15 protein-coding genes and 1 pseudogene are annotated in these 21885 nt (G+C 51.0%); 13 read left to right on the plus strand and 3 right to left on the minus strand.

Annotated features, from left to right (window positions below; all coding sequences use genetic code 11):
* The first annotated feature begins 21 nt into the window (after positions 1–21).
* The 9 genes from ndk (at position 22) to der (ending at position 10832) form a co-directional block, all read left to right on the plus strand.
* Positions 22–453 (plus strand): nucleoside-diphosphate kinase, encoded by a 432-nt coding sequence (gene ndk, locus C2M36_RS03990; protein WP_105200219.1) that lies wholly within the window; start codon positions 22–24, stop codon positions 451–453.
* A 168-nt stretch (positions 454–621) separates the two neighbouring features.
* Positions 622–1752 carry a bifunctional tRNA (adenosine(37)-C2)-methyltransferase TrmG/ribosomal RNA large subunit methyltransferase RlmN gene (locus C2M36_RS03995; RefSeq protein WP_105253787.1) on the plus strand — a complete coding sequence of 377 codons (1131 nt, stop codon included), beginning with the start codon at positions 622–624 and terminating at the stop codon, positions 1750–1752.
* Positions 1753–1844: 92 nt separating this feature from the next.
* Positions 1845–3956, plus strand: a complete 2112-nt coding sequence (gene pilW, locus C2M36_RS04000) for a type IV pilus biogenesis/stability protein PilW (protein ID WP_105253788.1) — start codon at positions 1845–1847, stop codon at positions 3954–3956.
* On the plus strand, positions 3953–4915 hold the full coding sequence (locus C2M36_RS04005; RefSeq protein ID WP_105253789.1) for a RodZ domain-containing protein: 963 nt from the start codon (positions 3953–3955) through the stop codon (positions 4913–4915). The genes pilW and C2M36_RS04005 overlap by 4 nt, the downstream gene beginning before the upstream one ends.
* Positions 4916–4920: 5 nt before the next feature.
* Positions 4921–6039 carry a flavodoxin-dependent (E)-4-hydroxy-3-methylbut-2-enyl-diphosphate synthase gene (gene ispG, locus C2M36_RS04010; protein ID WP_105253790.1) on the plus strand — a complete coding sequence of 373 codons (1119 nt, stop codon included), beginning with the start codon at positions 4921–4923 and terminating at the stop codon, positions 6037–6039.
* A gap of 109 nt (positions 6040–6148) precedes the next feature.
* Complete coding sequence (gene hisS, locus C2M36_RS04015; protein ID WP_105253791.1) at positions 6149–7423, plus strand: histidine--tRNA ligase; 1275 nt, start codon at positions 6149–6151, stop codon at positions 7421–7423.
* Positions 7424–7444: 21 nt separating this feature from the next.
* A complete protein-coding gene (locus C2M36_RS04020) occupies positions 7445–8080 on the plus strand; it encodes a YfgM family protein (RefSeq protein ID WP_105253792.1) in 636 nt (211 codons plus the stop codon).
* Between the two features lie 12 nt (positions 8081–8092).
* Positions 8093–9265, plus strand: a complete 1173-nt coding sequence (gene bamB / locus C2M36_RS04025; RefSeq protein ID WP_105253793.1) for an outer membrane protein assembly factor BamB — start codon at positions 8093–8095, stop codon at positions 9263–9265.
* A gap of 88 nt (positions 9266–9353) precedes the next feature.
* The gene (gene der, locus C2M36_RS04030) at positions 9354–10832 is read left to right on the plus strand and encodes a ribosome biogenesis GTPase Der (protein WP_105253794.1); all 1479 of its coding nucleotides are present in this window, start codon (positions 9354–9356) and stop codon (positions 10830–10832) included.
* 114 nt (positions 10833–10946) lie between these two features.
* Here the strand turns inward: der and C2M36_RS04035 are convergent, their stop codons facing one another.
* Positions 10947–12641 (minus strand): dipeptidyl-peptidase 3 family protein, encoded by a 1695-nt coding sequence (locus C2M36_RS04035; protein ID WP_105253795.1) that lies wholly within the window; start codon positions 12639–12641, stop codon positions 10947–10949.
* Between the two features lie 329 nt (positions 12642–12970).
* On the opposite strand from C2M36_RS04035, the gene C2M36_RS04040 reads away from it, so the two are divergent.
* Complete coding sequence (locus tag C2M36_RS04040; protein ID WP_105253796.1) at positions 12971–13810, plus strand: HDOD domain-containing protein; 840 nt, start codon at positions 12971–12973, stop codon at positions 13808–13810.
* Between the two features lie 93 nt (positions 13811–13903).
* On the opposite strand, the gene rdgC is transcribed toward C2M36_RS04040, so the two are convergent.
* Positions 13904–14812 carry a recombination-associated protein RdgC gene (rdgC, locus tag C2M36_RS04045; RefSeq protein WP_105253797.1) on the minus strand — a complete coding sequence of 303 codons (909 nt, stop codon included), beginning with the start codon at positions 14810–14812 and terminating at the stop codon, positions 13904–13906.
* 67 nt (positions 14813–14879) lie between these two features.
* The gene (locus tag C2M36_RS04050; protein ID WP_105253798.1) at positions 14880–16640 is read right to left on the minus strand and encodes a sensor histidine kinase; all 1761 of its coding nucleotides are present in this window, start codon (positions 16638–16640) and stop codon (positions 14880–14882) included.
* 567 nt (positions 16641–17207) lie between these two features.
* Here C2M36_RS04050 and thrA point away from each other — a divergent pair.
* The 3 genes and pseudogenes from thrA (at position 17208) to thrC (ending at position 21858) form a co-directional block, all read left to right on the plus strand.
* Positions 17208–19624, plus strand: a pseudogene (thrA, locus tag C2M36_RS04055) (bifunctional aspartate kinase/homoserine dehydrogenase I).
* A gap of 9 nt (positions 19625–19633) precedes the next feature.
* Complete coding sequence (gene thrB / locus C2M36_RS04060; protein WP_105253799.1) at positions 19634–20575, plus strand: homoserine kinase; 942 nt, start codon at positions 19634–19636, stop codon at positions 20573–20575.
* A complete protein-coding gene (gene thrC, locus C2M36_RS04065) occupies positions 20575–21858 on the plus strand; it encodes a threonine synthase (protein ID WP_105253800.1) in 1284 nt (427 codons plus the stop codon). The genes thrB and thrC overlap by 1 nt, the downstream gene beginning before the upstream one ends.
* Positions 21859–21885: the final 27 nt, after the last annotated feature.

Consider the following 21885-nt stretch of genomic DNA (forward strand, 5'->3'; position numbering starts at 1 on the left):
TAACGTTATTTGGAGCAACACATGGCTTTAGAGCGCACTTTCTCTATCGTTAAGCCTGATGCGGTAGCTAAAAACCACATCGGTGCAATCTACAACCGTTTCGAGTCTGCTGGTCTTAAGATCGTAGCATCTAAAATGGTTCACCTTTCACAAGAGCAAGCTGAAGGCTTCTACGCTGAGCACAAAGAGCGTCCTTTCTTTGGTGCCCTTGTTTCTTTCATGACTTCTGGCCCAGTAATGGTTCAGGTTCTTGAAGGTGAAGATGCAGTACGTAAAAACCGCGAAATCATGGGTGCTACTAACCCAGCTGAAGCGGCTGCTGGTACTCTACGTGCTGACTATGCTGACAGCATCGACGAGAACGCGGTACACGGTTCAGACGCTCCTGAGTCTGCTGCTCGCGAAATCGCTTACTTCTTCGCTGAAGAAGAAATCTGCCCACGTACTCGTTAATTTCGAGTTGTAAGCAGAACCAGGGAAGGGCCTTCAGGCCCTTTTCTTGTCTCATGCAATTCCTTAGTTTATTTGCTCTGCGCTGAGTGAACTAAGAAATTGCTATAATGGTTAAATTGTGTACAATTGCCGCCTTCGTTTTATCCGTCACCTGATAGAGGTTTATTCATGGCCACGACTGAGAAAAAAATCAATTTACTCGATTTTAATCGCCAAGGTATGCGCGACTATTTTGCATCCATTGGTGAAAAGCCGTTTCGTGCCGATCAGGTTATGAAGTGGATCTATCACTTTGGTGTCGATAACTTCGAAGAAATGAGCAACCTTAACAAGAAACTAAAGGCTCGCCTGCAAGCCGAATGTGAAATTCGTGCGCCGGAGATCTCGGTAAAGCAACCTTCTAGCGACGGTACCATCAAGTATGCACTTATCCTTGATGGTGGTCAGGAAGTTGAAACCGTGTGGATCCCGGAAAAAGACCGCGCCACCTTGTGTGTGTCTTCTCAGGTAGGCTGTGCCCTTGAATGTACCTTCTGCTCGACGGCGCAGCAGGGCTTTAACCGTAACCTTAAGGTGTCGGAAATCATCGGTCAGGTGTGGCGTGTGGCCAAAGATATCGGCCTGCATGGCGATAGCACCCGCCGTCCTATTACCAACGTGGTAATGATGGGCATGGGTGAGCCATTGCTTAACCTTAAAAATGTCGTGCCTGCGATGGAACTGATGATGGACGATTGGGCCTTTGGCCTGTCGAAGCGTCGCGTTACTTTGAGTACCTCAGGCGTGGTGCCGGCCCTTGATTTGCTTAAAGAACAAATTGATGTGGCGTTGGCTATTTCATTGCATGCACCTAATAACCCCTTGCGTGATGTGCTGGTACCTATTAACAAGAAGTACCCGATCGAAGAGTTCCTGGCTGCGTGTCGTCGTTATATTGATGGCTCAAAGGCGAATAAGGAAGTGACGGTAGAATACGTGATGCTGCAGGAAGTAAACGATAGCACGGATCATGCCCATGAGTTGGTGCAAACCCTAAAAGGTACGCCCTCTAAGGTTAACCTGATCCCATTCAACCCTTTCCCGGGTAACGAATATGGCCGTTCAAGTAACTCACGCATCGATCGTTTCTCCAAGGTACTGCAAGCCGCCGGCATCACCACCATTGTTCGACGTACGCGTGGCGATGATATTGATGCCGCCTGTGGCCAGCTGGTGGGGGACGTGGTCGATAGGACCAAGCGACTCGCCAAGCGCCAAGAGCGAGAAAAGAACGCAATCGCGGTAAATGTCTCTCAGTAACATAAAAATAAGCCCTTTTTTCAAATAATTGATGAAACAAAAGGGCTTTTCAGTAATGATAGGTGTAATAACGGAATAAACGAGGCTAAGCCATGCGCAAGCTGTTAGTGACCAGTATAAGCTTACTCGCCCTTGGTGGGTGTGTAACCGAAAGCACGTATGTGGGCAGTGACAAGCCCGTTGTTGAAAAGAAAATCAATAACGTAGAAGCCGCCCGCACCCGAATCTCCCTTGCCTTAAATTACCTTTCTCAAGGCGAGAGCACGCAAGCAAAATATAACCTAGAACGCGCTGCTAAATTCGCCCCGGAACTACCTGAGGTGCATTATTCAATTGCGTATTACTACCAGCAGGTTGGTGAGAAGCAACGGGCCAAAGACGCTTATGAAAAGGCGCTCAGTCTAGAGCCGAACGATCCTAACACCCTAAACAACTACGGGGTGTTTTTATGTGATATCGGTGAGTATGATCTAGCGGTCGATAAGTTTATGGCTGCCATTGAGATTCCCAGTTATCTGCGCGTTGCCCAAAGTTATGAAAACCTGGCGCTGTGTGCCTTGGAGTTTGATAAGTTCGATGCCGCAGAGACCTTCTTAGAAGACTCCCTGCAACACAGTTCATTACGCCCATCAAGCCTAATCAACCTGGCTGCTGTAAAGTATGCTAAAAGTGACTTTTATAATGCTCAGCAGGTGTTAAATCGTTATGAGCGCACTGGCCGGGTATCTTCCCGCTCCTTGCTGCTGGGTTATTTGATCCAGGAACGCATGGGCCATATTGAAGATGCCCGCAAGTTGGCAGAGACCATTACCGTCACTTACCCCTCGTCGTTAGAAGCGCGTATTATTCGCGAGCAACGCTATAGTGCCAGTGAATTTGAACAATTACGTGAAAAGTATCGCCGCATTAAGCTCAATGAGTTGCAAGAGAGTATGGACGGCAATGTTATTGTTGCCAAACCTAAGATTAAGGTAGTGAAGAAAAAGGCGAGCACTAAGTCAGACGCCAGTGCCGTCGTCTTGGCTACGGCCGCGCCGGCGACTGAATTTGTCGAAACCTCGGTTGTTAAGGCAGCTGCTAAGGCTGCCGATGCGGTAGAGGTTACTACAGAAGGCAAGCCTGATTCTGAACCGCAAGCCCAGCCAGAACAAAAGCAAGATTCGGCTGAGCCTTCAGTCGAGCTATCAGCTGAGCTATCAGCCGAGCCAAGCGGTGCAGACAAACCAGCAGAACAACCAGATGCGAGCGTCGAGGTGGCGACAGAGCCGACTGCTGACCCTGTAAATGAGGCAACGACCGAGCTTGTCGGCGAGCCTGCGAAGGAGTCATCAGTTGCGTCTCCAGAAGAGTTTTCAGCACAGCCAGTGGCACAGCCCTTGGCACAGCCAGCATTAGAAAATCAGCTTGTAGAGCAAGTCGATAACGTTGAAACTAAGGCCGAAAAAATAGCCGAAGCGGCCAATGAGGCAGTAACGGAACAGTCAGTTACGCCTGCAACGTCAGCTGCTGACGAGCCAAAGGATACGCCTGAAGAAAAAGCAAAGGCAGAGTCTACCGAGAGCGCGAATGTGAGCGAAGGTGAGGGTGTTAGCACGGTAGCTGAGCAAAAGAATGAATTGCAATCAGAGTTGGCCCGTGAATTTGCATCAATGCAGTTGGCCACGGATGTTGCAACAGAAGACCAGCCGGTTGTCGAGGACATTGCCGAGGACGTTGCCGAGGACGTTGCCGAGGACGCTTCTGAGCAGCTTGCTGCTAATGCAGAGCAGTTAGAAGAGACTACCAACCCCAATGAGTTGGATGAAGATCTGAGCCGCACAGCCGAGGTGGTGGCGTCAAACACCAAGGTGATTGAGCAAATGGCCATTGCCGAGACCGCAGGTAAAAAAGAAATCCCTTATCACGTGATGCAAAAGGGTGAAAACCTGTTTAATGTTTCGACACGCTACAATATTCGCCTAAGCACATTGCGTAAGTGGAACAACCTCGCAAGTGCCGACCACGTGCAAATTGGCCGTAAGATTTACTTACAGCGCCCGTACAATTATCATACCGTTGCTGAGGGCGATACCTTGTTTGAAATTTCCAAGAAATACAATGTCCTTATGCAAAAACTTATGGAGTGGAACCAGATTGAGGAAGACAGCAAGCTGGTTCCTGGCGATAAAATTTATATAGCAGATCCTAAGAACTATCGATTATGAGTGACACTGGTGAAGTAGCACAGCAGGCTGAAGAGGAATCAGCGTCTATTGCCATAGGCAAGAAGTTAGCCGGTGCTAGGGAACAACAGGAGTTAAGTCAGCAAGAGTTGGCTCGCAAGCTTAACCTGACGGTGCGTAAGCTTGATGACTTGGAGCATGGGCGTTTTGAACAGCTGGGAGCCGTTATCTTCGTGCGTGGCTATATCAAGGCTTACTGTAAAATAGTGGCTTTGGACCCGGCTCCCTTGTTATCCGCTTTTGAGCCTGAACCTCAGGCACAAGAGCAAGCCAGCATGCAGAGCTTTTCGCGACGCACTGAAAAAGAAGCCCATGATAATCGCCTGATGCTTTTTAGTTATGCCATCCTCGCTATTATTCTAGGCTCATCCCTGTTCTGGTGGTGGCAAGACAGCGACGAACCGGTTGTGGAAACCACACCGCTGGCTGCGGATATAGTGGCGGCGCCAGCACAAGAAACAGAGCAACCTAGTCTTGTTGAAGATAACTCCGAAGCTGTGTCAGAGAAGGAGTCTGAGCAATCTCAACAGGAAAACCCGCAACAAAGCGCCTCCGAGCCGTCAGAGACTGCCGATACACCCAGGCCAAACCAGGACGTGGTGCCAGTCGATAATGACGACACTGCCCAATCAACCTCCCCAGCTGAGGAGCCCCTGGCTAAAGCGCCGCTGGCTGAAGCACCCCTGGCCGCCGGTGAGCAAAGAGTGGTGATGCGTTTTAGCGGCGAATGCTGGGTCGAAGTGCATGATGCCAAGGGTCAGCGTTTGGCCTATGACATTAAACAAGCGGGGCAAGAGTTAGAGTTAGTGGGTTTGGCCCCCTTTGCGGTAACCCTGGGAAAGCATGATGTGGTAAGCATTAGTGTTAATGGGCAAGCCGTGGATATTTCGCAATTTCCAAAAAACCGTTTAGCTAAATTTTCATTACCGTTAACAGAGTAAGTAGTATGTTTTCAGAGTCACCAATCAAGCGCCGCAAGTCTACGCGTATTTATGTTGGCGATGTGCCGATTGGCGATGGTGCCCCCATTGCCGTGCAATCCATGACCAATACCGACACCATGGATGTAGATGCCACGGTGAAGCAAATTCAGGATATCGCCCAGGCCGGTGCCGATATCGTGCGCGTTTCGGTGCCAACCATGGCGGCCGCTGAAGCATTTAAAAGCATCAAAGAACAGGTCGACATTCCCCTGGTCACAGATATCCATTTTGACTATCGCATCGCCTTAAAAGTCGCGGAATATGGCGCCGATTGCTTGCGCATTAACCCGGGCAACATAGGCAGTGAAGACAGAATTCGTGCCGTAGTCGATGCCGCAGGCGCCCGTAATATTCCTATTCGCATCGGTGTTAATGGCGGCTCATTAGAGCGTGACCTGCAGGAAAAGTATGGCGAACCGACTCCCGAGGCCTTACTGGAGTCAGCCATGCGTCATGTGGAAATTCTCCAGCGTCTTAACTTTGACCAGTTTAAGGTGTCGGTTAAGGCCTCCGATGTATTCCTTGCGGTGGGCGCTTATCGTCTGCTGGCTAAAGAAATCGATCAACCTCTGCACCTGGGCATCACCGAGGCCGGCGGTTTCCGCTCCGGTTCGGTTAAATCCGCGGTGGGCTTGGGTATGTTGCTGGCCGAGGGCATTGGCGATACGCTGCGCGTGTCGCTTGCCGCCGATCCGGTGCAAGAGATCAAGGTGGGTTTCGATATCCTAAAATCCCTGCGTATTCGTTCGCGCGGAATTAACTTTATCGCCTGTCCGAGCTGCTCACGCCAGGAGTTTGATGTGGTCAGCACCATGAATGAGCTGGAAGAGCGTTTAGAAGACGTGATCACGCCGATGACGGTGTCGGTGATCGGTTGTGTCGTGAATGGCCCGGGTGAAGCCCTGGTCAGTGATATCGGTTTGGCCGGTGCTAACCGTCGCTCAGGCTTGTATATCAATGGTGAGCGTCAAAAGACCCGTGTTGATAATGATAAAATTGTTGACCAGCTGGAGCAGCATGTACGCGACTACCTTGCCAAGCAAGAGCAACAGCAGCCAATCGACATCAAATTAGTTGATTAAGGCCGGCGCCGGTACTTGGTGGTAGCGGCGCAAAAGGCTATAATAGCGCGCTTTATCGACGCTTTTTCACGGGCTCAGAGCAGCCTATAACAGAATTTTGGGATTATCAGTGGCAAAACAAATTCAAGCAGTTCGCGGCATGAACGACATCCTTCCGGGCGACACGCAAGTTTGGCAAAAAGTGGAAGACACTTTGCGTCAATGTGTGGCTTCATTTGGTTATCAAGAAATCCGTTTCCCCATTGTTGAGTCGACCGACCTGTTTAAGCGCTCTATTGGTGAAGTCACCGATATCGTTGAAAAAGAAATGTATACCTTTGAGGATCGCAACGGCGACAGCCTGACTTTGCGCCCAGAGGGGACGGCCGTGTGTGTGCGTGCCGGCAATGAAAACGGCCTGCTGTATAACCAGGAGCAGCGCTTGTGGTATATGGGTCCTATGTTCCGCCATGAGCGTCCGCAAAAGGGTCGTTATCGTCAGTTCCACCAGTTTGGTCTGGAAGTGTTCGGTATTGCCAGTGCCGATATCGATGCCGAAGTGATCATGCTGACGGCGCAGCTATGGCAGCAGTTTGGTATTAGCGAACATGTGCATCTTGAGCTGAACTCTTTGGGTTCAAATGAAGCGCGTGCCGCCTACCGTGATGCCCTGGTCGCCTACCTTGAGCAGCATGAAGACAAGTTGGACGAAGACTCCAAGCGTCGTATGCACTCAAACCCGCTACGCGTGTTGGACAGCAAAAACCCGGACGTACAAGCCATATTGGTTGATGCGCCTAAGCTATCCGAGCACCTGGATGAAGAATCACGTGCCCACTTTACTAATTTATGTGAACGTTTAGACGCCGCAGGTATCGAATACCAGGTTAACGAAAAGTTGGTTCGTGGCCTGGATTATTACAACCGTACCGTGTTTGAATGGGTCACCGAGAGCCTGGGCGCTCAGGGAACCGTATGTGCCGGTGGTCGTTATGACGGCCTGGTCGAGCAGTTAGGCGGTAAGGCCACCCCTGCGGTTGGTTTTGCCATGGGGATGGAGCGCTTGGTATTGCTCTTACAAGCCCTTGAATGTGTTGGCGACATACGCCGCAATGCCGATGTCTATGTGGCGGCCATGGGTGAGCAGGCCAGCATTCAGGCTCCTGTGATCGCCTCTAAACTGCGTGCCGACGTACCAGGCCTGCGTGTCTTGGTGCATGCCGGTGGCGGCAACTTTAAGAAACAATTAAAACGTGCTGATAAAAGCGGTGCCGAAGTGGCATTGATTTTAGGCGAAGATGAACTCAACCAGGGCGTGGTAACGGTAAAATACCTACGCGAAGAAAAACCACAGTTAACACTGACCTTGGATGAAATTACCCAGCTGTTGGCTGACATGATTTAGACCCGAGTCTAAGAGGTAATGATGGAAATTTATTCAACAGAAGAACAACAAGCAGAAGCGATTAAAGGCTTTTTTAAAGAACACGGCGTCTCAATCGCCCTTGGTATTGTTATTGGCCTCGGTGGCTTGTATGGCTGGAAAGCCTACAACCAGCACCAGATCAGCAGTGCAGAAGAAGCGTCGGATGCATTTAACCTGGTTGCCCAAAGCACCGAGGTTGAAAACGCCGATGTGATCGCGCAAAGCGAAGCCCTGATGAAGGACTATGAAGACTCAAGCTACGCCGTATTGGCCGCCTTTGTTGCCGCCAAAGAAGCGGTAGATGCCGAAAAGCTGGATGTGGCCGCCGAGAAGCTAATTTGGGCACAGCAACATGCACTGACGAAAGAGCTTAAAGCCATTGCCACCACGCGTTTAGCGCGCGTGCAATTGGCGCAGCAAAATTATGATGCAGCGCTAGCGACTTTAGGCACTGAATTACCGGCAAGCTATGAAGCCGCCGTTGCCGAATTAAAAGGTGATATTTACCTGGCTCAAGGCGACAAAGAGCAGGCTCGCATCGCTTATCAAAGCGCGGCGGACAAAGGTGGCTTAGAAAGCAACCCGCTATTGCAAGTTAAATTGGACGATTTGGCAGCACAAACGCCAGCTGCGTAGGGAGCGGGTACGATGAAAAAGGTTACTCTAGCAGGGATTGCCTTATGTATGGCGACCTTGGTGGGTTGTTCGTCTAACGACGAAGACGAGCTGGTATTACCGGAAATTAATAACCAGTTCGAAACCCAGGTATTGTGGCAAGAAACGGTAGGCGATGGCGTTGAACATTATTTTTCGCGCTTACAGCCGGCGTTTTATAAAGACCGTGTGTTTGTGGCCTCGCGCAATGGTGAGGTTGAGGCCTTATCCCTAGCCGATGGTGATACCCTGTGGCAGACCGATGTTCGTGATGACACCGGCTTTTGGCCGTGGAGCGGCGAAGAAAGTGCCAAGCTTTCCGGCGGCATTCTGCAGGCCTACGGCAAAATCTTTATCGGTTCCGAGCATGGCCAGGTGGTGGCGCTGGATCGTGAAACTGGTGAGCTGGTGTGGCGCAAGAGCGTCCCGGGTGAAGCCCTATCTCGACCTGCTGCTGGCGATGGCCTAATTTACGTCAATCTGGGTTCGGGTCAATTACTGGCACTGCACCCGGACACGGGTGAAGAGCGCTGGCGCTATGAGCAAGAAGTGCCGCCGCTAACGCTGCGTGGTTTAAGCTCGCCGACGGTTGCCAACGGTGGTGTGTTAGTCGGTGAAGAAACCGGTAAGCTGACCGTGTTGATTGCCGACAGTGGTTTCTCTGCCTGGCAGGCGGAAGTAGCGCAGCCAAAAGGCGCCTCAGAGTTTGAGCGTCTGGTCGATGTGGATACCGAGCCTAAGGTGAGTGGTGCCATGGTTTATACCCTGGCCTACAATGGTAACCTGGCGGCGGTGGATATCCGTTCCGGCAACGTCGTGTGGAAGCGTGAATATAGCAGCTATCGTGAATTTAGCATTGTTGGCGACACCATTTATGTGGTCGACAGCGACGGCGTTATCTATGCTTTGGATAAGAGTTCGGGTATCGAACGCTGGTCACAAGCGGCTTTACGCGGTTGGTATATTACCGGCCCGGCGGTATTGGGCAGCTACCTGGCGGTGGGTGACCAAGAAGGTAACCTGCATTGGATTGACCGCAATAGCGGTGAGTTGGTAGCGCGTCATGAGTTTGATGGCTCGGGCTTTTATGTTGAGCCTATCGTAGCCGATGATCGTCTGATTGTTATCACCCGCGACGGTGAAGTCAGCGCCATTAAAGCGCAGTAATTAGTTAATTAGGCTATGCCCTAAGATAGGCTTCGCCTTAAGCCATTTGGCTGCGGCGGAGCTTTTTTGTTATTTGAAGAGGTACATTATGCTTCCTGTGATCGCCTTAGTTGGGCGACCTAATGTCGGTAAATCGACATTGTTTAACCGCTTAACTCGCACCCGCGACGCACTTGTTGCGGACTTCCCTGGCCTGACTCGAGATCGTAAATATGGCCAGGCGAGTTATGATGGTTTTGACTTTATCGTTGTTGATACCGGCGGTATCGATGGCTCCGAAGAGGGTATCGAAACCGAAATGGCCGAGCAGTCTCTGCTGGCGATCGAAGAAGCGGATGTGGTGCTGTTCCTTGTTGATGCCCGTGCCGGTATGACGGTGGCCGATCAGGCCATTGCCCAGCACTTGCGTAAGCAAGAGAAAAAGGTGTTCCTGGTTGCCAATAAGACCGATGGCATCGACGCCGATTCCAACTGTGCCGAGTTTTATCAACTGGCCATGGGTGAGGTGTATCAGATCGCTGCCGCTCATGGTCGTGGCATTACCGGCCTGCTAAGCAGCGCCTTACAGCCGGTGATCGAGCAAATTGCCAAAGAGCGCCAACAACTCATCGAAGAAGACCCGTTTGCCGCCTATGATGACGAGCATGGTCCTCAGGGAGAGGGGGATGAAGAAGGTGAGCATGAAGACCTTGCCGATAAGGCCATTAAGCTGGCCATTATCGGTCGCCCTAACGTGGGTAAGTCGACGCTGACCAACCGTATTCTCGGTGAAGAGCGGGTGATAGTGTACGATATGCCGGGCACCACGCGAGACTCGATTTATATCCCCATGACCCGCAACGACCGCGAGTATGTGTTGATCGACACCGCCGGTGTTCGTAAGCGTAAAAAGGTTAGCGATGTGGTCGAGAAGTTCTCGGTGATCAAGACCTTGAAGGCCATCGAAGATGCCAACGTGGTACTTTTGGTGATCGATGCCCGTACCGGTATTTCGGATCAGGACCTGAGTCTGCTGGGCTTTGCCCTGAATGCCGGCCGCTCTCTGGTATTGGCGGTCAACAAGTGGGATGGCCTGGACAGTGATGTAAAGGACCGCATTAAGTCGGAGCTTGACCGTCGTTTAGGTTTTGTCGATTTTGCCCGTATCCACTTTATCTCTGCCTTGCATGGCACTGGGGTAGGCCATCTGTTTGAGTCGGTGGAAGAAGCCTATGACTCGGCCACCAAGCGTATCAGTACCGCCATGTTGCGTCGTATCATGGATATGGCCCAGGCCGATCACCAGCCGCCGCTGGTGCGTGGTCGTCGGGTGAAGCTGAAATATGCTCACGCCGGTGGTTACAACCCGCCACGCATAGTGATCCACGGTAATCAGGTGCATGAGCTGCCAGACAGCTATAAGCGTTACCTGATGAACTACTACCGCAAGGCCCTGGATATCATGGGCACGCCGATTAAAATCGAGTTCCGTGAAGGGGATAACCCTTATGCCGGTCGCAGCAACAAGATGACCCTGTCTCAGCGTCGTCGTATTAGAAAGATTGGCCAGGAGAGTAAGGGCAAGTAACCCAAGCTTAAAGATAAAAAAGGCGCTAATGAGCGCCTTTTTTGTTTGCGAAGTATTGGTAACGAGCAAAAAAAATAGCGCCCTTTGGCGCTATTTCTGAAGCTAAACTCTGGCTTATTCCAGACCTAACACCTTTTTACCCTGAGTAAAGTCAACGTCTACCGGGATATTAGCCTGGCTTAGTTTTTCCAGGTCGGCCGCTAGCTCAGGCTTGATCTCGCCCATAGAGGCAACCAGTTGATCCACCTTTTGATAATCGCCGTTACCCTGCAGGGTGAGGATCAGGTTAGAAAGCTTGGCCATGGCCGCTCCCATCTTATCCATATTGACGCGGTAAAGACCCTTGTCGTCTTTAGAGAAGGCACCTTCTTGCTTAAAGAAGTTAAAGCGGATCATGTTCGCTTTACCGTGGGCACTGGAAGCGCCAAAACGCACCGAGCGGAAAATACCGGCCATAAAGGTCACGTAGTAATCTTCCAGCGTACCTTCGGTGATCTCACCCTTGTTTAGCAGCTGCTCAACCATGTACAGGCCAAGGATATCGGCTTTGCCTTCTTCCAGAGCACTGGCATGCTCTTGCAGCGACTGACGCACCGTACCCTTACCGGTAATGGTGTTTTTAATGCCCAGGCCGTGTGCCACTTCGTGGAACATGGTGTTGGCAAAGAAGGCATCGAAGGTGATGTGCTGACGCTGCTCTGGCACGATAAGCTCGGCGGCGATAGGCATCAAGATCTTATCAAACTTGGCACGCATGGCGTTTTTAAGTTGCAGGCGACGGGTACCTTTTTCCAGCTGCACCTGCTCATCGTTAGGCAGGTTGATGGCGATGGTCTTGCTGCCGGCATTTGAGTGACCCGCGTAGTAGATCACATCGTAGGCATTCAGATCCGCATCCGACCCCGGTACTTCTTGCTTATACTCATCGGCAACCGGCAGGCCTGTTTGCAGCTCAGGGAGGAACTGGGCGAACTTGGCCAGGCGCTCACTCCAGGCCATGTCTTTTACCAGGACATAGGCTTCGAAAGCGGCGCGGTAACCGAAAAGCTGATCTTCGTAGGTTTCGATGGGGCCAATCACCACATCAATAGGGTTATTTTTCATATCCATCCAGGCGAAATCAGAGGCCTGGTAGTCGTCGCTTAATAGCGCATCGGCGCGCATGCTTAGGTAGTTGGCGAATTCTTTGTCTTCGGCCAGCTCGCTGGCTTCGCGCAGCAGCTTGGCGGCGGCCTGTAGCTCATTCGCGTATTCCTTTGAGTAGGCTACGCTGAAGAGTTTGCCCTCGGCATCGCGTTTGATCACCGAGTAAAGGCCAGCTTTATCGGCAAGCTCGGCACTCTCTAACTCTTCTTTGCTCATATCCGCAGGGTAGAATTGGGCGCCGGCCGACTTGGGCTCAAAACCAGAGAGGAATACCTGGTCGCCATTAAGGCGATCCCAAGGGCCATAGTTGATTTTTGCGAAGTGGCGTACTTTTTCATCGCTCAGGGCGCTAAGGAACTCGGCTCTGTCACCACCAAAGGCCTGGCGCCAGAACAGCTCATCCATAATCTTTGCAGCGTCGATTAGTTTCGCCAGCATTTTCTTCTGGTTGCCGCTTAAGTGCGTTAGATCTGTGTTCAGCTCAAAGTCGGTGTAAATATCCAAACGGCTGGGAGCGATGTTGATCAACTCTACCGCAGCATTGCTAGGGGCTTGCTCAACAACGGCTTCGTTGCTGCTTTGAGGCTGTTGTTTTGAACAGCCGCTTAGGGCCACTAAACCACCGAGCATGATGGCTTGAGAGATTTTCGACAGTTTACGCATGAGAGTCCTCGTTAATTGATCATGAGTCTTGTTATGCGGATAAGACTCACAAAATGAGTGAATGCTGGCTTAGGGGGGTGGTCCGTGCCGAGCGTGCCTTCTGTTGGCATTAGTGCCCATTGGTCGAGCTGTTAGCCGCCGTAGGCACTGATTTTAGTCGTCTTATTTAACCAATTCGTTGCTTCGCTGACAACGGTAAATAACAGGATAGGGTCGACAAATTTCTAAAATTAATGGTTTTTTACGCTATCTCTTTTGAAACTTTCTCGGTAACTTATAGGCAGATATAAGAAGAACGCTCAGCGTTGCTGAAAAAGGATACCGCGATAATGTCTACCGAAAATGCCTTGCTCACTATCTTAGTTGATCGCATCAAGAACGATACCCTGGTACTGCCAACTCTGCCCGAAGTGGCCTTAAGAGTGCGTAGTTGTGCCGATGATCCTGATATTACCCTGCATACCATGGCCGAAGTGATTGCCACCGATCCGGCGTTGGCGGCGCGGATGATCAAGGTCGCCAACAGTGCCTTGTTGAGCCGCTCGGTTAAGGTGACTACGGTTAACCAGGCGGTGACGCGTATCGGCCTCAGACAAATCAAGAATATCGCCACGGCTATGGCCATGGAGCAGCTGTTTGTGTCGCAAAATACGGTGATCAAGGGGTACATGGATAAGGCTTGGCAAAAGACCATTAGTGTCGCCTGTCATGCCATGGTGCTGGTGCAGCAGTTTCGTGAGCAGCAGCGCCACGATACCATTAACACCGAAACCATTACCCTGGCGGCATTAACCTATAACATAGGGATTCTGCCTATTTTAACCGAGGCGGAGAAACACCCTGAGGTGTTTGCCAACCCAAGTTTTTTAGCCCATGCCATTCAAAAGCTGGCTGGTCGTATTGGCGCCGCGATTTTAACCGCGTGGGATTTTTCCGAGGAATTCGTCCAGGTTGCTAAGCTGTGGTCCGATCCTAACTATCGCCCCGAGGAGATTGAGTTTGTCGACTTTATTCGCATGGGAGCGATTCTAGAGGGAATTCTGCAGGTCTCCGATAAGACGGCGGCCTTGCAGGTGTATGTGGATAAAGGAATTATTCCGTCCTTGGCACTGTTTGCCGAGAGCGATTATCAGAACCTGGTAAAAGACACCCAGGCGGTGTTCAGCTAAGCAAAAAGGCATTAAAGGTCGGCCTTCGGCAATGTGCTCCTGCATTGCTCTGCTACCGCCATCCCTGGCGGCCAAGGTCGACCTAGTATGGAGTTACAGGTCTTCGGCGTCGCCCAGTTCGCTGGTTAAGGCCTCAAGTAATTCCTTGATTTCTTCCGATGCCAGAATAAAGTCGGCGTCCAGTTTGACCGCCATATCTTCCTTCGGAATATCGGCATTTTCTTCTTTTAACACATCGGCGTAGCTTACACGTTTAATAGAGCCGTCGTTTTGCAGCATAAACTTCACGCGCTCATGGTATTCAAGGGCAAGTTTCGTCACTTCTTTACCATTGTCGAGGTGATTTTTAACCTCTTCACTGGCTAGGTCGTGGCCCTTCAGTTTTACTTGAGCACCATTGTCATCCGGCTCTTGCAACTCGGCGTCCAGGCCAATGGCAAAGCCTTCTGGAGCATTGAATTCTTTTAACCAAGAAGTCAGGAACAGGCCCAGATCATAATTGGCAAAGGCGGGCACGACGGGCAGGGTACCCAAAGACTTACGCAGCAGCGCTAATAATTCTTCTGCTTTATTAAAGCTGGCGCTATTAACAACCACCCAGCCATTTTCCATATCGATAAAGGCATATTGCAGGCTCGACTTTTTGAAGGCCTGAGGCAACAGGGTGTTAAGGATATTCTCTTTGAGTTCATCCTTTTCTTTTTTGTTTACTCGGCGGTTTTCCTGTACTTCCAGTTGCTCTACCTTCTCTTGCAGCATATCGTTGACGACCGCCGCAGGCAGCACCTTCTCTTCGCGCTTGGCACACACCAGAATTGAGTTTTTAGAAAAGTGGCTTAATGTTTGGCCATGCTTACCCAGGGCTTTGGTCCAACCGAAGGTGTGCAGATCCTGACTGCCACAGGGGCGAAAAAGGTCCTGCTCCAGGGCTTTGTCAAAGTCTTCTTGTTGATAGCTGATCTCTTGCTTAAAACGATAGCAAATTAGGTTACTAAACCACATAAATATACTTCCATGGAGCGCTTTGGGCGCAAATTTATAGTGCCGTCATCATAACGGAGTGGCGCCGCTAATTAAACATTTGCATGGGTTTTGGCAGGTCTTTCGGAAGCGAAATGAAATACTGCAACCCCTTATTGGGCTTGCTGCTGACCGCTATTTCGCCGCCCAGGGTTTGTTTTACCAGGTTAAAGGTAATATGGGTGCCCAGGCCGCTGCCTCCCTGGTCCCGTTTAGTAGTGAAATAGGGATTAAAGAGCTGTTCCAATTGTGCCGCGTTGACGCCGCAACCATCGTCACTGTATTCGATTAATACCCGCTCATCCTGGTCTCGGATCAGGATATCGATATGGCCGTGCTGAACCCCTTCAAAACCATGGATCAGTGAGTTCATTATTAAATTGGTAAAAATCTGGCTTATCGCCCCAGCGGGTAAGTTAAGCACCAGATCATCCGGACACTGGATATTGATTTCATGCTCGGTGTGTTTCAGTTTTGGATGCAGGGAGCGGATCACTTCGCCAAGGTATGCTTTTAAGTTGATGGTGCGCACCGCTTCACTGGCTTGATCTACGGCTATTTGTTTGAAACTGGCGACCAGCTCGCTGGCACGGGCCAGGTTGCTGCTTAGCAACTCGGTGCTTTGTTTCGCCTCGCTAATAAATTGTGCCAACTCAGCCGGGGTCAGTGTTTCCTTGCTGTGCGCTTGCTCCAGCTCCTTAAGGCGCTCCTGTAAAAACGAGGTGGCGGTAACCCCTATTCCTACTGGGGTATTGATGTCATGGGTGATGCCGGCAACCAGCCCACCCAGGGCCGCCATTTTCTCCGAGCCCAATAAGCGCTCTTGAGTCACGTTCAGCTCGTCCACGTAGCGCTGCATTTCTCTTTGCTTGGTGAGTAGCTCTTGCTCGGTTTGGCGTCTGAGCTCAATTTCTTCGGTCAGACTCAGTTTTTGTTTTTCCAGCTCATATTTTTGCTGCTGCAGGTCCATCATGGCCTGGCTTAGGTTGGAGGTCTTACGGGCTACTTCCTGCTCGAGTTCTATATTCTGTTGGTCGAGCTTTTCATTGCTTTTGAGTAACTCTTTTTGCGTGCGTCTAAGTTTGTCACGGTATTCGACGACCTTGGCAATTAAATTATTAAAGGCCTGGGCCATGACGTTGAGCTCATTTTGCTCTTGATTGTCGAGCCTAATTCGCGTGTCTTCGATGGCGTCCGGCTCAACGGTCTCGATTTGCTCCGTTAATTGCTGCAATGGCCGAGTCAGGTGTTTTCTAAAGGCCAGTAAAAACAACAGGATCAAAAACGTGGTCTTGATCATGGCGTTACCCGCGAGCAGATAAATGGAGACGATAATGCGGCTGACGACTACATCGCGACTGGAAAATAGGGTGACATCGCCCACCTGGGTTTCACGGCCAGAAAATTCGAAAATAAGCGGAAAGGTATAACCAAACAGGCCCGACGGAGTGTCTTCAATCATGGCTGCGTCTTGCACCAGTTGCTTTGAGTAGAGCTCGCGGATATCTAACGAGCGTCCAAGCTGCGAGATCACCTCACCGCTGTCGTCGCGCACTATGATGCCCTCAACCATGGGAATGGCGAGTAGGCCTTCGGCAATGGTGATGCTTTGATCGGTATTCAGTTCCCAGATGGCGCGGGTCAGGCTACCGCTAAAGGTTTGTTGCAGGGTTTGCAATTCATTGCGAATATAGCTTTTTGTATTGAAATATTCGGCAAATATTTGCGCGCAGGTCACCACAAAGGTCAGCACAAAGTACACGGATAAAACACTAGTAAGGAGTTTTTTCGATAAACTATTATGCAACATGTATGTACTTGGCCCTGTGCAACTAAAAAAGGCGGTGAGAAAACTCCGAGTTTGAGTTTATATTTTTGCCATTAGGCAGAAATAGCGCTAAGAATTTTAAAAAACCACACAAAATAATAGCTTATTGACCGGCGTTTAACAAAAGCTAATATTTATTCCTAGAGGCACATTGCGTCTCGTTTACCGACTAACTTGCCATTTAATATATTAAAACTTAGCAGGTTAGCGCGTTTTGGCATTGCAATGATTCGTCCAGGCCCACTCTAGTCCAATTTTTCAATTTGCATAAGTATTTCTACGTATTGTTTCAGATAGAAGAAAAAAGCATATTATTTGTTAAATTTTGCTGTTGACAGAAATAGTCATTTTCGGGCAGTCTAAAAGCATGAATACAAATTACGCAACACTGATCACCATTATTACCACCACCATCCTTAGCGGATAGTGGCATGGGTCGGTGCGCGAAGAAAAAAAGGCCTATGCTTTATTGCATGGGCCTTTTTTTTGGCCTAATTGGACGCCACCACGCAGCGGAATAATTGCGATCAAAACGGGAATGAGGAAATTATGCAGGTATTGAAATTTGGCGGTTCATCACTGGCCGATGCGGATTGCTTAGCACGGGTGAGTGCCATAGTGCGCGCCGAGCTTAAAGAGCAAATGTTACTGGTATTGTCGGCACCGGGGGGCATGACCGATGCCTTGGTGGCCTTGAGTGAGCTGGCTAAAACGGGACAGGATTACAGTATTCCCTGGCAGGCGTTATGCGCCCGAGCCGAGGGCTTAAAATCTGAGGTTACGAATCTGGCGCAGGCGCCCAGCGCTTGGCCTGATTTTCAGGATTTGAAACGGCGTCTTGACGGCGTAGCCTTGCTTGGCCAGTGCCCAGATGCGGTGTACAGCTACATCATTAGCTTTGGAGAACGCATCAGCGTGGCCTTGATGCAGGCCTTATTGGCCGACTTGGGTGCGCACAATGTGCCTGCCGAGCAGGTGGTACGCTCGCATGGAGGCTTTATGGACGCCGAAGTCGATCTTGATGTGTCAAAACAACTGCTGCGGGAGTATTTGCATGCTAACCCGGCAAAAGTATATATCATGGCCGGTTTTACCGGTGCCGATGCCCAGGGCAATTTGACGACCCTGGGGCGCAATGGCTCCGATTACTCCGCCGCGGTGGCGGCCGCCTGTTTAGAAGCCGAGCTCTGCCAAATTTGGACCGACGTGGATGGTGTGTATAGCGCCGACCCCCGTTACATAAAGGGCGCGACCAAGGTTGATCACCTTTCCTATAAAGAAGCCATGGAGCTGTCTTACTTTGGTGCCAAGGTGTTGCACCCTAAGACCATCATGCCTTGCGCAAAAGCGGGCGTGCCCTGTGAGATAAAAAATACCCATGATCCCATGTTACCTGGTTCGCTGATCAGCGATGAGGCCAGATCCTCACAGCCGGTGAAAGCCATTTCCAGTTTGCAGGATTTGGCCATGCTAACGGTGTCGGGGCCGGGCATGAAGGGCAAGGTCGGTATGGCGGCCAAGGTGTTTACCGCGCTGGCTACCGACAATGTCTCTATCGTGCTTATCACCCAATCCAGCTGTGAGTTCAGCATTAGTTTTTGTGTTTATCAGCAAGATCTTGCATTGGCGCTGCATGCCCTTGAGCAAGCCTTTGAACTTGAGGCCAAAGCCGGGTTGATAGAGCCGGTCCAGGTGCAGCGCCACTTGGCTATTGTGACCCTGTGGGTGACAAGATGCGTGCCCACAAGGGCCTGGCGGCCAAGTTTTTTGCATCTTTGGCCCAGGCCCAGGTGAATATCGTTGCCATTGCCCAGGACTCCACCGAAAGCTCCATTTCCGCGGTGATCGACGGCGAGCTGTGTAACGATGCGGTGAAGGTGTGCCATGAAAACTTCTTTACCCATATGCCATCTATCGATGTTTTCCTCTTGGGTTGCGGCCTAGTGGGCAGCGAATTGCTTAGCCAGGTGGAGAAGCAGCAAGACTGGCTTAAGGCCCGCAATATCAAGTTGAAGGTGCGCGGCATCGCCAACTCGCGGCAGATGCTGCTAAATAGTGAAGGGGTCGATTTGCAGCAATGGCCAACGCAGTTGCAGCAAACGGCACAGGAGTTTGACCTGAATTATCTGGAACAATTCGTAAAACAGCATCACCTGATCAACCCGGTAATTGTCGACTGTAGTTCAGCGGCGGCGCTGGCGGATCAATACGTTAATTTCTTAAATGCCGGTTTCCACGTGGTCGCCGCCAATAAAAAGGCCAATACCAGCTCGCAAGCCTATTATTGGCAGTTAAAAGAAGCGGCGCAGCGCAATAACCGACGCTTCCTTTATGAAACCAACGTTGGTGCCGGTTTGCCCGTACTCGATAATCTTCAGTCGCTGTTTGGCGCCGGCGATCAGCTGTTGCACTTTAGCGGCATTCTGTCTGGTTCCTTGTCGTATATGTTTGGGGTGCTGAGCGATGGCTTAAGCCTGTCCGAGGCCACCATCAAGGCGAAAGAAAGTGGCTTTACCGAGCCGGATCCCCGTGATGATTTGTCCGGTACCGATGTTGCTCGCAAGTTGTTGATCATTGCCCGTGAAGCCGGATTGGAACTCGAACTTGAAGATATAGAAGTTGAGTCTGTCTTGCCGCCTGGCTTTGCTAATGGTCTCAGTGTCGATGAGTTTATGGCTAAGCTGCCCGAACTCGACAGCGATTTTGCCGACAAGGTGTCCTCCGCCAAGGCCGAAGGCAAGGTGCTGCGTTACGTTGGCAGCATAGACAAGGGGCGTTGCAAGGTCGGTATTGAAGCGGTGGATAGCAATCATGCCTTATTCGATATTCGCGATGGTGAAAACGCGCTGGCCATTTTAAGTCAGTATTATCAGCCAAAACCCTTTGTGATCCGTGGTTATGGGGCCGGCGCCGAAGTTACGGCGGCGGGGGTTTTCGCCGATATTCTTAAAACATTACCGCGATAAGGACATCTGATGATTCAAGTATATGCTCCGGCTTCCATAGGTAATTTTGCCGTGGGTTTTGACGCCCTTGGTGCCGCCATTGCGCCCACCGATGGCAGTTTGCTCGGTGATCTGGTTAAGGTCAGTGCCAGCACGACCACCGAGTTTGTCTGCTCCGGCCCTTATGCCCATAAGCTACCGGCGCAGGCAGAGCAAAATCTGGCCTATATGTGTTTGCAGCATTTTAAACAGGCGGTGGCCCCGGATATGCCAGCGGTGCGTTTAGAGCTGGTAAAAAACCTGCCCGTGGGTTCGGGATTGGGCTCCAGTGCCTGCTCCGTGGTGGCAACCATTGCTGCATTGGATAAGTTTGCCGGCACAGGGCTCAGTGATGAGGCATTGATCGAGCTAATGGCCGACTTTGAGGCCAAGGTCAGCGGCGGCCGCCATTACGACAATATCACACCTTGTTATTTGGGTGGCCTGCAACTGACGGCGGAGCTTATTCCCGGTAAGTCTCTGGCCATTATGACCCCGGATAACTGGTATCCGGTGGTGGCCTTTCCCGGGTTTACGCTTAACACCGCCAAGGCGCGAGCCGTGCTGCCAAAGCAGCTGGATATGCACCACAGTGTTGAATTTGCTCAGCGCCTCAGTGCTTTTTGTACTTTGATGCTGCAACAGCGCAGCGAAGAGGCGCTGTCGATCATGATAGATACGGTGGCCGAACCCTATCGAGCGCAACTCATTGAGGGCTTTAGCGCGGCGCAACAGGCGCTGTTACAGCTAGGCGCCAAAGCGGTCAGTATTTCTGGCGCTGGGCCGACACTGTTTGCGCTATGCGACAACCTGGCCAGCGCCGAGCTGTGCCAGCAGTGGCTCAGCGACCACTATATTAATGAACAAGGTTTTAGCCATATTTGCCAACTCGATTGGGCCGGCACCAGAGAATTGAATGAGGAACTAGGGTAATGCAGTTATATAATTTGCAAGATAATGAGCAAGTGGTGTCTTTTGTTGAGGCGGTAAAAACTGGCCTAGGTCGCAATCAAGGGGTGTTTTTCCCTACCGAGCTGACGCCCTTGGCGGATGTTGATGCCTTACTGGAACTCGACTTTGTTACCCGCAGTGCCAAGGTATTGCGTCATCTGTTAGGGGATGAATTGAGCGATGACACCCTGGCGCACATGGTCGCGGGGGCCTTTACTTTCCCTGCGCCCTTGGTCAAGGTAGCCGATAACCTCCATTGTTTAGAGCTGTTTCATGGCCCAACCTTGGCCTTTAAAGATTTTGGTGGGCGTTTTATGGCTCAGTGTCTGGCGCAGTTTAGTCAAGGCGAGAAGGTCACCATTTTAACCGCCACCAGTGGTGACACCGGGGCTGCGGTCGCTCATGCCTTTTATGGTAAAGAGAATGTCGATGTGGTGATCCTCTACCCCGAGGGCAAGATCTCCGAAGCACAGCAAAAACTCTTTACCACGCTCGGCGGCAACGTGCATTGTTACAGTGTTAAAGGTTCCTTCGACGATTGTCAGGCCATGGTGAAGCAGGGCTTCTTGGATGAAGAACTGAAATCGCGTCTCGGCCTTAACTCGGCAAACTCCATCAATATAAGCCGCCTGGTGGCGCAGGTTTGTTATTACTTTGAAGCGGTCGCGCAACTACCGAAAGAGCAAAGGGCACAGGCGCATATTTCCGTGCCCAGCGGCAACTTTGGTAACGTCTGTGCGGCCATGATAGCGGCGGTGATCGGCTTGCCTATCAGCAAGTTGTCGGCCACCACTAATCAAAACGATACCGTGCCGCGCTACCTGGAGTCCAAGCAGTGGCAACCGAATGAAACGCAAGAGTCCTTGTCCAATGCCATGGATGTAAGCCGACCAAACAACTGGCCGCGAGTGCAGGTGATGCTGGACAGTGGGCAGTTTGGCTATAACGACTTTTTCTCTCACAGTGTGGACGAAGCCACCACTGCGGCGGCGATGCGCGAGTTGCAGGAGTTGGGCTATATGGCCGAGCCCCACACTGCGATTGCCTACCAGGGGCTAAAGGCGGATTTGGCTTCGGGTGAGCAGGGGATCTTTTTGGCCACCGCTCATCCGGCCAAGTTTAAAGACAGCGTGGAAGATATTTTGGGTATTTCTTTGGATATGCCTAAGGCGCTCGCCGATGCCCTTGCCAAGCCCTGCTTAGCCGAGCCCATGGATGCCGATTATCAGCAATTGCGGGAGGCGATGCTGGCGAAACTCGGTTAATTTGGTAAGCTAGCTTTAGCATTAACA

This window comes from Pseudoalteromonas sp. T1lg75 (genome assembly GCF_002964705.1).
Taxonomy (GTDB): Bacteria; Pseudomonadota; Gammaproteobacteria; order Enterobacterales; family Alteromonadaceae; genus Pseudoalteromonas.

What these genes read in the sequence shown, in the direction of transcription:
- ndk (WP_105200219.1), top strand. Translation starts at nt 22, where the DNA reads ATGGCTTTAGAGCGCACTTTCTCTATCGTTAAGCCTGATGCGGTAGCT.
- C2M36_RS03995 (WP_105253787.1), top strand. Translation starts at nt 622, where the DNA reads ATGGCCACGACTGAGAAAAAAATCAATTTACTCGATTTTAATCGCCAA.
- pilW (WP_105253788.1), top strand. Translation starts at nt 1,845, where the DNA reads ATGCGCAAGCTGTTAGTGACCAGTATAAGCTTACTCGCCCTTGGTGGG.
- C2M36_RS04005 (WP_105253789.1), top strand. Translation starts at nt 3,953, where the DNA reads ATGAGTGACACTGGTGAAGTAGCACAGCAGGCTGAAGAGGAATCAGCG.
- ispG (WP_105253790.1), top strand. Translation starts at nt 4,921, where the DNA reads ATGTTTTCAGAGTCACCAATCAAGCGCCGCAAGTCTACGCGTATTTAT.
- C2M36_RS04020 (WP_105253792.1), top strand. Translation starts at nt 7,445, where the DNA reads ATGGAAATTTATTCAACAGAAGAACAACAAGCAGAAGCGATTAAAGGC.
- bamB (WP_105253793.1), top strand. Translation starts at nt 8,093, where the DNA reads ATGAAAAAGGTTACTCTAGCAGGGATTGCCTTATGTATGGCGACCTTG.
- der (WP_105253794.1), top strand. Translation starts at nt 9,354, where the DNA reads ATGCTTCCTGTGATCGCCTTAGTTGGGCGACCTAATGTCGGTAAATCG.
- C2M36_RS04035 (WP_105253795.1), bottom strand. Translation starts at nt 12,641, where the DNA reads ATGCGTAAACTGTCGAAAATCTCTCAAGCCATCATGCTCGGTGGTTTA.
- C2M36_RS04040 (WP_105253796.1), top strand. Translation starts at nt 12,971, where the DNA reads ATGTCTACCGAAAATGCCTTGCTCACTATCTTAGTTGATCGCATCAAG.
- rdgC (WP_105253797.1), bottom strand. Translation starts at nt 14,812, where the DNA reads ATGTGGTTTAGTAACCTAATTTGCTATCGTTTTAAGCAAGAGATCAGC.
- C2M36_RS04050 (WP_105253798.1), bottom strand. Translation starts at nt 16,640, where the DNA reads ATGTTGCATAATAGTTTATCGAAAAAACTCCTTACTAGTGTTTTATCC.
- thrB (WP_105253799.1), top strand. Translation starts at nt 19,634, where the DNA reads ATGATTCAAGTATATGCTCCGGCTTCCATAGGTAATTTTGCCGTGGGT.
- thrC (WP_105253800.1), top strand. Translation starts at nt 20,575, where the DNA reads ATGCAGTTATATAATTTGCAAGATAATGAGCAAGTGGTGTCTTTTGTT.